Raw genomic sequence first — 13,304 nt, forward strand, 5'->3', positions numbered from 1 at the left:
CGCGACGCCCGCCGGGGACGGCCTCCTCGTCGAGCTGACGGACGAGCAGCGGGCGCTGCGCGACGAGCTGCGCGGCTACTTCACCACCTGCCTCACCGAGGACGACAAGGCGCGGATCGCCGCTGACCCGTTCGGCGACGCCTACATGGAGCACTGCCGCAAGCTCGGCCGCGACGGCATGCTCGGCGTCGCGTTCCCGGTCGAGTTCGGCGGTCGCGGCTACGGCCCGCTGGAGCAGCAGATCTTCGCCAACGAGATCGCCCGCGCCGAGGTGCCCTACCCGATCATCACGCTGAACTCGGTGGCGCCGACGATCATCGAGTACGGCACCGACGAGCAGAAGGCGTTCTTCCTGCCGAAGATCCTCGCCGGAGAGTGCCACTTCGCCATCGGCTACTCCGAGCCGGGCGCGGGCACCGACCTGGCCTCGCTGCGCACGACGGCGGTCCTGGACGGCGACCACTACGTCGTCAACGGCCAGAAGATCTTCACCTCGGGCGGCCACTACTCCGACTACATCTGGCTCGCCGCAAGGACGTCCTCGGAGGGCGCCAAGCACAAGGGCATCACGATGCTCATCGTGGACTGCAAGGACCCCGGCTACTCCTGGACGCCCATCGTCACCATGGACGGCAGGCACCACACCAACGCGTCCTACTACCAGGACGTCCACGTGCCGGTGAAGGACGTCATCGGCGAGGTGAACAAGGGCTGGAACCTCATCGTCAACCAGCTCAACCACGAGCGGGTCACCCTGGGCCCGGCCGGGAACATCGGCCACCACTTCGACAGGTTCGCCGCGTGGGCGCGCCGCACGGGGGCGATCGAGGAGCCGTCGGTCGCGCGCGCGCTCGGCCGGGTCTACGCCTACCTGCGGGTGAACGAGTTCCTCAACTGGCAGGTCGCGGCGAACGCGGCGCTGGGCTGGCTGGGCGCCGCCGACGCGTCCGCCACCAAGATCTACGGCTCGGAGCGGATGCAGGAGGTCGGCCGGATCATCGGCGAGACCCTGGCCCGGTTCGGCGACCCCGGCGACCCGGAGACCGCGCGCTTCATGGACATCCTGGACCACGCGGTCAAGGGCGCGATCGTGCTCACCTTCGGCGGCGGCGTCAACGAGATCCAGCGCGAGCTCATCGCGATGCTGGGCCTCGGCCTGCCCCGGGCGCCCCGGTAGGCGGCGGCCGTGCACGAGGAACTCACCGCGCTCGCCGCGCGCCTCGCCGCGCTCGGCGAGCAGCCCGCGCCGGAGCCGCCGGACGCCGTCAACGAGGCGATGATCCGGAACTGGCGGCAGGCGATGGGCGACACCCGCGACTGGGGGGACGCCGCGCCGCCCGCGATGGCCCAGGTCTGGTCGATGCCCGGCCTGGTGCCGAGCAAGGGCGCGTCCGCCGCCGACGACGTGCTGCGCGTGCTCAACGGCGACGGGTTCACCGGCGTCGTCGCGACCAACTGCGAGCACGTCTACGACAGGCCCGTCCGGTTGGGGGAGAGGCTGCGCGCGACAGCGCGGTTCGGCTCCGTCGTCGGGCCGAAGAGGACGGCTATGGGGCTCGGCTACTTCGTCACCTGGTACCAGTCGTGGTACGTCGGTGAAGAGCGGGTCGCCGAGATGCTGTTCAGGGTGCTGAAGTTCCAGCCGGTCAAACGACGGCCCAAGGGCAAGCCCCCGCTCCCGGCGGTCGGCCTGGACACCGAGTTCTTCTGGGACGGCGCCCGCTCCGGCGAGCTGCGGATCCAGAGGTGCGGCGAGTGCGGCGAACTGCGCCACCCGCCCGGCCCGATGTGCCCCGCCTGCAACTCCACCAAGCGGGACCACCTCGTGGCCCGTGGACGCGGGACGGTCTACAGCTACGTCGTCCACCACCACCCCCCGGTGCCAGGCAGGACACCGCCCTACGTCGTCGCCCTCGTGGAGCTGGAGGAGGGGCCCAGGATCATCGGGAACGTGCTGGGGGTCGACCCCTCCGAGGTTTCCGTGGGGATGGCCGTCGAACTCGACTTCGAGCGGATCGACGACGAGGTGACGCTGCCGCAGTGGCGTCCGGCCGGGCGTCCCGCGCCCGCTCCGGCGCCGCCGCCCGAGCGGGTCTCGGACTGGCCCGCTCTGGAGCTCCCGCTCACGCCGACCTTCATCATCTCGACGGCCCTCGCCACCCGGGACTTCACGCCCGTCCACCACGACGTGGCGCTCGCGCGCGCGCAGGGCTCCGCCGACATCTTCCTCAACATCCTCACCACCATGGGCCTCGTCCAGAGGTACGTCCTCGAACACAACCCGGAGGCCGACCTGGCAGGGATGAGGGTGCGCCTGGGCGCGCCCGCCTACGCCGGAGACACGCTCGTGCTGACCGGCACGAGGGAAGGAGACACGGTGACCGTCCGGGGGACCGTCGCGCTCGGCGACCACGTGAACGCGACGGTGGCGTTGCGATGACCGAACGCACCCTCTCCGGCAGGGCGGCCGTCGCGGGCATCGGCGCCACCGAGTTCTCCAAGGAGTCGGGCCGCTCCGAGCTCCAGCTCGCCGCCGAGGCGTGCCTGGCCGCCATCCGCGACGCGGGCCTCACCCCGTCCGACGTGGACGGCCTGGTGACGTTCTCCGCCGACGTCAACACCGAGATCGCCGTCGCCCGCGAGACCGGGATGGGCGAGCTGCGGTTCTTCTCCCGGGTCGAGTACGGCGGCGGCGCCGCCTGCGGCACCGTCGCGCACGCCGCGATGGCCGTCGCGACGGGCCAGGCCGAGGCCGTCGTCTGCTACCGGGCGTTCAACGAGCGCTCGGGGCACCGGTTCGGCCAGGCCAACGCCTCGACGCGCGGCGCGACCGCCCAGGGCCTGGAGTTCTCCTGGCACCTGCCCTACGGCCTCGCCACACCTGCCGCCTGGGTCGCCATGAGCGCGCGCAGGTACATGCACGCGTACGGCGCGACAAGCGAGGACTTCGGACGGGTCGCGGTCGCGATGCGCAGGCACGCCGCCACCAACCCGGCGGCCTGGTTCTACGAGCGGCCGATCAGCCTCGCCGAGCACCAGGAGTCCCGCTGGATCGTCGACCCGCTGCACCTCCTGGACTGCTGCCAGGAGTCCGACGGCGGCGTCGCGCTGCTCGTCACCACGGCCGAGCGCGCGCGCGACCTGCCGCACCGGCCGGCCGTCATCAGCGCCGCCGCGCAGGGCACCGGCCGCGAGCAGTACATGATGTTCGGCTACTACGGCGACGACGACCTCACCACGCTGCCCGCGATGGGCGTCGTCGCCGACCGGCTGTGGCGGGACTCCGGGCTGGGCCCGCAGGACGTCCAGACGGCCATCCTGTACGACCACTTCACTCCGTTCGTCCTCTACCAGCTGGAGGAGCTCGGGTTCTGCGGGCGCGGCGAGGCGCGGCACTTCCTCGCCGACGGCGGCATCGAGATCGACGGGCGGTTGCCGGTGAACCCGCACGGCGGCCAGCTCGGCGAGGCGTACATCCACGGCATGAACGGGATCGCCGAGGCGGTCCGACAGATCCGCGGCACCGCCGCCAACCAGGTCCCGGACGTCACGAACGTCCTGGTCACCGCCGGAACGGGCGTCCCCACGAGCGGACTGGTCCTTAGCGGAAGCTGAGCCCCGCCCCCGGCACCGGCCGAGCCCGCACCCCTTGACGGGTGCGGGCTTCTCTCTTGCGCGGTACTTCGCAATGCGCAATAGTGTGCGGTGCAGAAGGAGGAGGAAGTGGACACGACGCAGTTGCTCAAGGGGGTGCTGGACGTGGCGGTGCTCGCCGTGCTCGACGAGCGCGACAGTTACGGCTACGAGGTCGTCCGGCGGCTCAGGGAGGCCGGCCTGGAGGACGTCGGGGACGCCTCCGTGTACGGCACGCTCCGCCGCCTGTTCAAGGCGGGCGCCCTCACCTCGTACGTGGTGCCCTCCGAGGAGGGCCCCCACCGCAAGTACTACGGCCTCAACGCCACGGGCCGCACCACCCTCGACGGGTCGCGCGCCACCTGGCGGCGGTTCGCCAGGACGATGGACGGCCTCCTCGACCACACGGAGAAGAGATGAGCACGGTCACCGACTACGCGGCCGCCGTCCGCGCGGCCCTCGCCGACGTCCCCCCGGCCGATCGCGCCGAACTCCTGGAGGACCTGGAAGAGCACCTCGCCGAGGTCGCCGCCGAGCACGACGGCCCGCTTGCCGAGCGCCTGGGCACGCCCGAGTCCTACGCCGCCGAGCTGCGCGCCGCCTACAGCCAGACGGCGCCGGTCAAGCCGCGCCGTGGCCTGCGCGCCCGGATCGCCGACGCCGACCGCCGCGTCCGCGAGACGGCGGAGCGGCTCGTCCCCGCCAACCCGGCCGCCCGCGACGTCCTGCACGACCTGCGCCCGGTGTGGTGGGTCGCCCGAGGCGTCTTCGCCGCCCTGCTCGTCGAGGCGTTCCTGGGCGGCCACCTGGGCTACCCGCGCGGCGTCCGCGCCCTCTTCCTGCTGCTGGTGTGCGTCAGCGTCTCGTTCTGGCTGGGCCGCCGCGCCCGTGGCGGCGCCCCCCGACACGTCGCCGCCGTGCTCGGCCTGGCCGCCCTCACCCTCGTCGCCGTCTTCGGCTTCCTGGGCCTGGCCGTCACCTCCCAGGAGCGCGCGATGCCCGGCGTCTACCACGTGGACGACGGCTCGCCCCTGTCCGGGACGGTCAACATCTACCCGTACTCCCGGGACGGCAAGCCCCTCAAGGACGTCCTCCTCTACGACCAGAACGGCACGCCCATCGTCCTCGACCCCGACCGCGTCGCCTGGTCCTACACCGACCTCACCCCCGCCCCCGCCCTCCCCAACGCCTACCCCAAGGCCCTCTGCGAATACCGCGACACCTGGGACCTCGAACCCGTCGAAGGCACCCTCGTTCCCGCCTGCCCGCCCGATGCCGCACCCCCCGACGTCGTGCCCGCCGCCCCCGCCCCGACCGACGCCGCCCCCAGCCCCGAGACCCCGGCCGACACCCCCTCACCGACCAGCACCCCCACCCCGCCGACTCCCACCCCGAGCCCCTGACCGCGTCCCGCCGCCCGCCTCAGGCGCCCTCGGCCGGTTCGGCGGGCGGGTCGGGGAAGCCGGTGACGACGAAGTCGGGGAGGAAGTCCTGGACGCGGACGGGGTCGTGGGCGATCGTCTCGGCCTCCCGTTCGTTGAGGAGGGCGAGGGAGACCAGCAGGTCAAGGGCCCGTGCGTACCGGGGGACGGCCTCGCCGTCGCCGAGGTCGGCGTGGATCTGGCCGAGCCCCCACTCCGCGCGCGCCTGGAGGTAGGAGTCCTCGCTTTCCCTGAGGAGGTCGAGGGCGCCGCGCATCAGGGGCAGCGCCAGGTGCGGATCTCCCGAGTGGTGGTGGACAGCGGCGAGGATGCCCTGGGCGGCCCCGAGCATCCGTCGTTCGTCGGCGGCGCACCGGGCGGTCGCGTCGCGGAGCGCGGCGTGCGCCTGCGGCATCCGCCGGGCGCGCAGGTGGTGGGTGGCCAGGTAGAGCAGCGCGATGATCTGGCAGCGGCGGTCGCCCGTCGCGCCGCTGAGGTCGAGGGACTCCTGGAAGCGGCGCAGCGCGAGCCGGTCCTGGCCGTTGGCCGAGTGGGCGCGGGCCAGCTCCACCAGCGTGATCGCCTCGTTCACGCCGTCACCGTGGGCGCGCCAGTGCGCGATGGCCTCCTTGAGATGCCCGATGCCCTGGACGACCTGGCCGAGCGCGACCTCGGCGGTGCCGAGGCAGAGCAGCGCGGTCGCCTGCTCGTCGCGCCGCCGCGCCGCGCGCACCGCCAACCGCCCGAGGACGGCGAGTTCGCGGTACCAGCCGTGCATCTTGAAGGGCAGCGGCAGCGCGGCGGCCAGCCCGACCGCCGCCTCCGGCAGGTCCGCCGCCGCGTGCCGGGCGGCGGCCAGCAGGTTCGCGCGTTCGGCCCGGACCCAGGCGAGGGCGGTGGCCGTGTCCGCCATGCCGTCGCTGTCCCCGCCCGTGGCCGGTGTCGGCGCGCCCGCCGCGCGCGCGACGTTCCGGGCGTCGGCGAGATAGCGGCGCGCCAGCCGTCCGAGGGCGGCGGCCCGCGCCGTCTCGTCCAGGACCTCGGCGGACAGCTCCCTGGCGTAGAGGCGGACGAGGTCGTGGAAGACGTGGCGGCAGCCGGGGGCCGCCGTGAGGAGCTGCGCCTCGGTGAGGACGTCCAGGGACTGCTCGGCGCGGCCCGACTCCCAGCCGGTGAGCGCCGCCGCGACCGCGCCGGTGATGTCGGCGCCGTCCCACAGCCCCAGGTACGCCAGCAGCTCCACCGCGTCCCGCTCGGCCGGGCCGCGTTGGAGGTCCTGGCAGCCGATCGCGATGCTGGTCCGGACGCTCAGGTTCTGGTGGTCGAGTTCGTCGAGGAGGTGCTGGGCGGCGTCGAGCCGGTGGGCGTACCCGGCGAGGGCGCGTTCGGGGTGGGCGGCCAGGCGGCTGCCCACGATGCGCAGCGCCAGGGGCAGGCCGCCGCACAGGGCGGCGAGCCGGTGCGCGGCGTCGGGTTCGGCGGCGACCCGTTCCGGGCCCGCCGTCTGCGCGAGCAGGGCCACCGAGTCGGCGGGCGACAGCACCCCGAGCGGCAGGTGCGTGGCGGCCGGGAGCGTGCGCAGCGGCCGCCTTGACGTCACGACCACGCCGCATCCGGGGCCGCCGGGCAGCAGCGGGGCGACCTGACGGGCGTCGGCCGCGTTGTCGAGCAGGATCAGGATCCGGCGGTCGTGGGTGATCGACCGGAACCGCGCGGCGTCCTCGTCGTCGTCGCCGCGCTGCCGTCCGGGCGCGCCCACCGACCTGAGCATCCGGCCGAGCACCTCGGTGGTGGTGCGCGGTGCCGCGCCCGGTGTGGCGCCGCGCAGGTCGACGTAGAGGCGGCCGTCGGGGAACCGGTCGGCGAGCCGGTGGCAGACGTGCACGGCCAGGACCGACTTCCCGGCGCCGCCGGGGCCGCTGATCGTCACGATCGCCGGGCCGGGGCCGGTGAGCGCGCCGATGAGGCGTTCGCTCTCGGCCCGCCGTCCGATGAGAGGCGTGTCGTGGGGCAGCTCAGCGGCGGCCCGGGGCGCCGGGGAGCCGGGGATCAGCGCCGGGTCCTCGGTGAGGATGCGCTGTTCCATGGTCCTGAGCGCGGGGCCCGGCTCAAGGCCGACCTCCTCGACCAGTAGCCGCCTGGCCTCCTGGTAGGTCTCCAGGGCTTCGGCCTGCCTGCCCGCGAGGTACTGCGCGAACATGAGCTGCTCCCACAGCTTCTCCCGGTAGGGGTGCTCGCGGATCAGCGCGCGCAGTTCGGGCACCAGCGCGGCCGCCGGTTCGGCGGCCGGTTCGGCGCCGGCCGCCGTGAGTTCGGCGCGGACCCGCCGTTCCGTCACCTCGATCCGCTGCTCGTCGAGCTGCAGGGCGGCCGTCCCGACCAGCGGGCTGTCGGTGTGGTTCAGGTACGCGGGGCCGCGCCAGAGCCGCTCGGCCTCGTGCCAGGCGCCCTCGGCGGCCAGTGCCGCGAAGCGCGCGGCGTCCAGCTCGCCGTCCGCGAGCCGCAGCCGGTAGCCGCCCGGCACCCGCTCGATCCGGTCGGGGGAGCCCAGCCACCTGCGCAGCTCGTGGATCCGGACCCGCAGCGCCTGCGCGGCGGTCGGCGGCGGATCCCGCTGCCAGAGCTCCTGGACGAGCCGCTCGTCCGAGACGCCCGTCGCGGCGCCCGCCACCAGGACCACCAGCAACCGCTCGCTGCGCGGCGGCAGGGAAATGGGCTCGTCGTCCCGGACCACCCGCAGGGGTCCAAGAATTCCAATATCGAGCTTCGGCAAGGTCGGCTCCTTGTCTTGGCGAGCTCGAACATGTCCATAACCGGTCCATGACAAGAATGCCAAATCATCGGGCCTAGCCGAAGGAAGATCCGCCGAGAGGAATGACGAATGACCGATGACCGGCCGGTACGGGAGTGGACGCCGCAGAATCCGGCGTTCGAGTCGGTGGTCCGTGACGCGTTCGAGAAGCAGACCGCGATGCACACGATCGGGGCGGAGCTGACCCACCTGGCGCCGGGGGCCGCGCATCTCACCCTCGCGTGCCACGACCAGATCATGTCGCACGTGCCGCCGATCGTGCACGGCGGGACGATCAGCATGATCGCCGACAGCGCGATGGGGTTCGCCGCGCTGTCGCTCGCCCCGGAGGGCGGTACCGGCGTGACCGTCGAGTACAAGATCACCTTCCTGGCGCCGGCGATCGGCGACCACCTCGTCGCGCGCGGCCGGGTGCTCAAGTACGGCAAACAGATGGTGTTCACCGACGTACGGGTCGTGGTCGTCAACGAGGGCCGCGAGAAGACGGCGGCCCTCGCCACCGGGACCTTCATCGCCCTTTGAGAAATGTGAGGATCCCGTGGCTGAATTGCACCTTCAGACCCTTCTCTACGAGACGACGGACCGGATCGCCCGCATCACATTGAACCGTCCAAAACGCGGCAACGGAATCACCCTGGACATGGCGCGTGAGCTGGCCGACGTGGTCGAGCGCGCCAATCTCGACCCGGCGGTGCACGTGATCGCGCTCGCCGGGAACGGCCCTGGATTCTGCGGCGGCTACGACCTCGCGGCCAGCGCCGAGTCGCTGAGCGGCTACGACCCCGACGACGCGACGGGCGCGACGGGCGCGACGGTGCCGCCGGGCAGCCCGCTCGACCCGATGGTGATGGCCGGCAACCACGATCCGTCCCGCCCGTGGGACCCCGTCACCGACTACCAGATGATGACCCGCAACGTGCGCGGGTTCATGAGCCTGTTCCACTCCGAGAAGCCCGTCCTGCTCAAGGCGCACGGCTTCTGTGTCGCGGGCGGCACCGACCTGGCGCTGTGCGCCGACCTGCTCGTTGTCGACGACGATGCCAAGATCGGCTACCCGCCCGCCCGCGTGTGGGGGTCGCCGACCTCCGCGCTGTGGGCGACACGGCTGGGCGTGGCGCGGGCCAAACGCCTGCTGTTCACCGGGGACTGCCTGTCCGGCCGCGAAGCCTACGAGTGGGGCCTGGCCACCGAGAGCGTGCCCAGGGACCAGCTCGACGAACGGTTCGAGACGCTCGTCCAGCGGATCGCCCGTGTCCCGATCAACCAGCTCGTCATGCAGAAGCTGCTCGTCAACCAGGCGCTCTACGCCCAGGGGCTGCACGCCACCCAGGTCCTCGGCACCTTCTTCGACGGCGTCGCGCGGCACACCGCCGAGGGATACGCCTTCCAGCGGCGGGCCGCCGAGCAGGGCTGGCGCGAGGCCGTCCGGCAGCGTGACGAGCCCTTCGGCGACCTCGGGGCCTCCACCTTCAAGGGTTGACCCCGCCGTCCCGACAGACCCAGACCACACGAGAAACGAGGGCCGACATGGTCACGACCGACGAGGTCATCAAGCTCATCGGCAAGAAGATCCGCAACAAGTCCATCGAGTTGACCGCCGCGACCCCGCTGGACTCCCTGGGGCTGTCCAGCCTCCAGATCTCCGACATCGTCTTTGAGATCGAGGACGCCCACGGCTTCGAGTTCAACCCGGTCAAGGCGGCCGGAATCACCACCATCGGCGAGATCGCCGAGCTCGCCAACGAGACCATCGCCGCCGGCGCGCGGTGACCCCTCGACCCTGAGTGAACCGGGAGGTTCATCGTGGATGGGAAAGAGCACAAGCTGTTCATCATCGCGGCCTCGGTCATCCCGCTCCTGGGCGTGGTGGCCGTCATGGTCCTGCTCTGGAACCGGGTCTTCGGCTGGAGCGACCTGGTCGTCCTGGCCGTCATGTACACGATCGCCGGGCTGGGAGTCAGCATCGGCTACCACCGGATGCTCGCGCACCGGGCGTTCCGGACGCACCGCTGGATCTACGACGCGTTCGCCGTGGCCGGGACCATGGCGGCGCAGGGACCGGCCATCATCTGGACCGCCCACCACCGCCGCCACCACCGGGTCGCGGACAAGGACGGCGACCCGCACAGCCCGTACCACGGCGGGACCGGCCGGCTCGCGCTCGTCAGGGGGCTGTGGCACGCGCACCTGGGCTGGCTGATGGACGAGAAGCTGACGTCCGACCCGCTGCGCTACTGCCCCGACCTGGCGCGGGACCGGCATCTGCGCTGGATCAGCAGGCACTTCGTGGCCATCGTGGTGGCGGGCATGCTGCTTCCGGCGGCGCTCGGGTTCGCCCTCACCGGCAGCGCCTTGGGCGCGCTCACCGGCTTCCTGTGGGGCGGCCTCGCCCGGATCTTCATCCTCAACCACATCACCTACGCGATCAACTCGGTCGGCCACGTCTACGGGCGGCGCCGGTTCAGCACCCCGGACGAGTCAAGGAACGTGGCGTGGCTCTCGCTGGCGTCCTTCGGCGAGTCCTGGCACAACAACCACCACGCCTTCCCCCGGTCGGCGAGCCACGGCATGCGCTGGTACGAGCCCGACGTCAGCGCGCTGGTCATCGGGACGCTGCGCCGCGTCGGCCTGGCGTGGGACGTGATCACCATCGACCGGGCCCGGCAGGAGGCCCGCGCCGAGGGGCTGGCCAGGGCCGGCGGCGGACGGCACGCGGCGCACCAGCCCGCCGCGCCCATGGCCGAGCGGATGGTCGACCCGGCCCTGACCCGCACCACCGGCGACGTCGAGTAGGACGTGATGGACTCTCTGTGGGAACCGATCCTGGCCGCGCGCCGGAGCCGGGTGAACGTCTGGACCGGCGACCGGTTCAGCGGCGCCACCTGGGGCGACGTGGTCGCCGACGCGCGCCGGATGTCGGGGGGCCTGCGCAAGCTCGGCGTGGGCCCCGGCGTCCGGGTCGCCACCATCCTCACCAACACGCCGCTCGCCGTGCGGGGTGTGCTGGCCGTCTGGCTGGCGGGCGGCGCGGTCGCCTCGCTGCCCGTCCCGGCGCGCGGCATGAGCATGGACGAGTACCTGCGGCAGATCGTCGCGCTGTGCGAGCGGATCGGCTCACCGGTGCTGCTCAGCGACGCGGCGCTGGCCGGGACGCTGCCCGAGTGGGCGGCGGCGGCGACGTCCGCGACGCCGTGGGAGGCCGTCTCGCTGGACGCCGCCCCCCGCGAGCACCTTCCGGGCCCCGACGACGTCGCGTTCCTCCAGTTCTCCTCGGGCAGCACCAGCCTGCCGAAGGGCTGCGTGCTGACGCCCAGGGCGATCGCCGAGCAGATCACCATGATCCGGGCGATGACCGAAGCCGAACCGGACCGGGAGTCGGTGGTCTCCTGGCTGCCGCTCTCACACGACATGGGCATGTTCGGCTGCCTGGTGTTCCCCTGGTACCACGACATGCCGCTCGCGCTGTCGTCGCCCGAGCGGTTCGCGTTCGGCGCGCGCACCTGGTTCGACGACCTCGCCGCGTTCGGCGCCACCATGACCGCCGGGACCAACACCGCGCTGCACCTGGCCGTCCGGGCGCAGCGAGGCAGACCGCTCAGGGCGCCGTTGGACCTGCGGGTCGCCATCGTCGCCGCCGAACGCGTCGAGCGGGACACGCTGCTGGCGGCGGTCGAGGAGTTCGGGGACGCGGGGCTGACCCTTGAGGCGTTCATGCCCGCCTACGGGATGGCCGAGGCGACCCTGGCCGTCACCGCCACCCCGCCCCGACAGGCGCCGGCGTTCCTGTCCGTCGACAACATCGAGCTGGCCGAGGGCCGGATCACCCCGGTCGACCCCACCGAGCCGACGGCCACCTGGCTGACCGGGTGCGGACGTGCCGTCCCCGGCGTGGAGGTCGCCGAGACCCGGCCGGGGTCGGTGAGCGAGCTGCTGGTCCGCTCACCGAGCCTGGCGCGCGGCTACCACGGCGATCCCGAACGCACCGCGGCCCGGTTCACCCCGGACGGCCTGCGCACCGGCGACCTGGGGTTCCTGCGGGACGGCGAGCTGTACTTCGCCGGGCGGCTCGACGACGTCATCTCGGTCGGCGGCCGCAACGTGAACACGCTCGGCATCGAGGCGGCCATCGACGCGCTCGCGCCGATCCGGCGCGGCTGCTCGGCGATCATCGACGTCGACGACGGCCGCCGGGGCAGGCTGGTCCTGGTCACCGAGCTGCAGGACCACCGGGTCGATCCGGAGGTGGTCGCCGGGCTCGCCGCTGACGTGGCGATGAGCAAGGCGGGGATCGCGCTGGCGGAGTGCGTGTTCCTGCGCCGGGGGTCGCTGCCCAAGACGCCCAGCGGCAAGGTCCAGCGCTACCGGTGCCGTCAGCTCCTGCGGTCCGGGGCGCTGCCCCGGTTCGCGAGCGTGGGGCTGGGGGCGTGATGGGCCGGACGATCCTCGTCACCGGCGCGTCCGGCGTCGTCGGCAGGTCGCTGGTCCCGGAGTTCGCCGGGCACCGCGTCGTCGGCATGACGCACGCCGACCCCGAGCCGCACGCCTGCGAGACGTTCACCGGCGACCTGGCCGCCGACCGGTTCGGGCTCGACCCCGACTCCTACCGGAACCTGGCCCGCGACGTCGACGTCGTCGTGCACAGCGGCGCGCGCACCACCTGGGGCCGTCCCTACGACGAGTACCAGCGGATCAACGTGGACGGCACACGCCGCGTCCTGGAGTTCGCGCAGTTCGCGGGCGCCCCTGTGCACTACGTCAGCACGTGCTTCGTCTATTCGCTGATGCTGCCCGACGCGCCGAGGCTCGCGCCCGGCAACGTGGTGCTGCCCTACATCACCTCCAAGCTCGCCGCCGAGACCCTGCTCCGGGAGAGCGGCCACCCGGTCAGCATCTACCGGCCCACCAACCTGGTGGGCGACTCCACGACCGGGCACAGCAGCCGCCCGCAGATCGTCCAGGCGGTCTCCGAATGGGTGTGCCGGGGCCGCGCGCCGTACTTTCCCGCGCATCCGGGAAACCTCGTCGACGTCGTCCCGCAGGACGTCCTGGCCGTCTCCGTCCGGCGCGCGGTGGAGGCCGACGACCTGGGCTCGGACTACTGGCTCACCTACGGCGCCGAGGCCATGACCGTCGAGGAGACCCTCGCGATCTGCCTGGAGCACGCCGCCCGGAAGGGACGGCCGTTCACCCCGCCGCCGATCGTCGACCCGACCCGGCCGCTGCCCGTCCCCCTGGACGAGGTGCCGCCGATGTCACGGGCGTACGTCAGCGTCCTGCTGGACGTGAGCGAGAACGTGGCGGCCTGCGGCGGCGTCCTGCCCAGCTCGCTGAAGGACCTGGAGTCGCGCCACGGGGTGGCGCGCGTCTCGGACCGCGAGGCGTACCGGAGAAGCCTGTCGTACTGGGCGGGCGACCCCGCGCCGCCCGGGAAGTGAGGA

At 72.8% G+C, this 13,304-nt stretch carries 12 protein-coding genes; 11 read left to right on the forward strand and 1 reads right to left on the reverse strand.

Annotated elements, in window-relative coordinates; genetic code table 11:
* Positions 1-34 precede the first annotated feature (34 nt).
* The 5 genes from LO762_RS03255 (at position 35) to LO762_RS03280 (ending at position 5,036) form a co-directional block, all read left to right on the forward strand.
* Positions 35-1,177 (forward strand): acyl-CoA dehydrogenase family protein, encoded by a 1,143-nt coding sequence (locus tag LO762_RS03255; protein WP_374201530.1) that lies wholly within the window; start codon positions 35-37, stop codon positions 1,175-1,177.
* 9 nt (positions 1,178-1,186) lie between these two features.
* A complete protein-coding gene (locus LO762_RS33030; RefSeq protein WP_308103230.1) occupies positions 1,187-2,440 on the forward strand; it encodes an OB-fold domain-containing protein in 1,254 nt (417 codons plus the stop codon).
* On the forward strand, positions 2,437-3,615 hold the full coding sequence (locus LO762_RS03270) for a lipid-transfer protein (protein ID WP_230612203.1): 1,179 nt from the start codon (positions 2,437-2,439) through the stop codon (positions 3,613-3,615). The genes LO762_RS33030 and LO762_RS03270 overlap by 4 nt, the downstream gene beginning before the upstream one ends.
* 108 nt (positions 3,616-3,723) lie before the next feature.
* Complete coding sequence (locus LO762_RS03275; RefSeq protein ID WP_230612204.1) at positions 3,724-4,053, forward strand: PadR family transcriptional regulator; 330 nt, start codon at positions 3,724-3,726, stop codon at positions 4,051-4,053.
* Complete coding sequence (locus LO762_RS03280; protein ID WP_230612207.1) at positions 4,050-5,036, forward strand: hypothetical protein; 987 nt, start codon at positions 4,050-4,052, stop codon at positions 5,034-5,036. Before LO762_RS03275 ends, LO762_RS03280 begins: the two co-directional genes overlap by 4 nt.
* A 19-nt stretch (positions 5,037-5,055) precedes the next feature.
* Here the strand turns inward: LO762_RS03280 and LO762_RS03285 are convergent, their stop codons facing one another.
* Positions 5,056-7,827, reverse strand: coding sequence for a BTAD domain-containing putative transcriptional regulator (locus LO762_RS03285; protein ID WP_230612211.1), 2,772 nt, complete (start codon positions 7,825-7,827; stop codon positions 5,056-5,058).
* Positions 7,828-7,935: 108 nt separating this feature from the next.
* On the opposite strand from LO762_RS03285, the gene LO762_RS03290 reads away from it, so the two are divergent.
* From LO762_RS03290 to LO762_RS03315, 6 genes are read left to right on the forward strand one after another with little or no spacing between them, the layout of a single operon-like run.
* Positions 7,936-8,388: a PaaI family thioesterase gene (locus LO762_RS03290; protein ID WP_230612214.1), complete on the forward strand. Its 453-nt coding sequence runs from the start codon at positions 7,936-7,938 to the stop codon at positions 8,386-8,388.
* 16 nt (positions 8,389-8,404) lie between these two features.
* Complete coding sequence (locus tag LO762_RS03295) at positions 8,405-9,346, forward strand: crotonase/enoyl-CoA hydratase family protein (RefSeq protein WP_230612217.1); 942 nt, start codon at positions 8,405-8,407, stop codon at positions 9,344-9,346.
* 47 nt (positions 9,347-9,393) lie between these two features.
* Positions 9,394-9,636: an acyl carrier protein gene (locus LO762_RS03300; RefSeq protein WP_230612220.1), complete on the forward strand. Its 243-nt coding sequence runs from the start codon at positions 9,394-9,396 to the stop codon at positions 9,634-9,636.
* Between the two features lie 33 nt (positions 9,637-9,669).
* Positions 9,670-10,659 carry a fatty acid desaturase gene (locus LO762_RS03305; protein WP_230612223.1) on the forward strand — a complete coding sequence of 330 codons (990 nt, stop codon included), beginning with the start codon at positions 9,670-9,672 and terminating at the stop codon, positions 10,657-10,659.
* A 6-nt stretch (positions 10,660-10,665) separates the two neighbouring features.
* Positions 10,666-12,294 (forward strand): AMP-binding protein, encoded by a 1,629-nt coding sequence (locus tag LO762_RS03310; protein WP_230612226.1) that lies wholly within the window; start codon positions 10,666-10,668, stop codon positions 12,292-12,294.
* Positions 12,294-13,301, forward strand: coding sequence for an SDR family oxidoreductase (locus LO762_RS03315; RefSeq protein ID WP_230612229.1), 1,008 nt, complete (start codon positions 12,294-12,296; stop codon positions 13,299-13,301). The genes LO762_RS03310 and LO762_RS03315 overlap by 1 nt, the downstream gene beginning before the upstream one ends.
* Positions 13,302-13,304 lie beyond the last annotated feature (3 nt).

This window comes from Actinocorallia sp. API 0066, from assembly GCF_020991275.1.
Classification (GTDB): Bacteria; Actinomycetota; Actinomycetes; order Streptosporangiales; family Streptosporangiaceae; genus Actinocorallia.

Bases quoted from the DNA above. Each gene is read 5' to 3' on its own strand.
- LO762_RS03315 (WP_230612229.1), top strand. From the start codon at position 12,294: ATGGGCCGGACGATCCTCGTCACCGGCGCGTCCGGCGTCGTCGGCAGG.
- LO762_RS03280 (WP_230612207.1), top strand. From the start codon at position 4,050: ATGAGCACGGTCACCGACTACGCGGCCGCCGTCCGCGCGGCCCTCGCC.
- LO762_RS03290 (WP_230612214.1), top strand. From the start codon at position 7,936: ATGACCGATGACCGGCCGGTACGGGAGTGGACGCCGCAGAATCCGGCG.
- LO762_RS03310 (WP_230612226.1), top strand. From the start codon at position 10,666: ATGGACTCTCTGTGGGAACCGATCCTGGCCGCGCGCCGGAGCCGGGTG.
- LO762_RS03300 (WP_230612220.1), top strand. From the start codon at position 9,394: ATGGTCACGACCGACGAGGTCATCAAGCTCATCGGCAAGAAGATCCGC.
- LO762_RS03270 (WP_230612203.1), top strand. From the start codon at position 2,437: ATGACCGAACGCACCCTCTCCGGCAGGGCGGCCGTCGCGGGCATCGGC.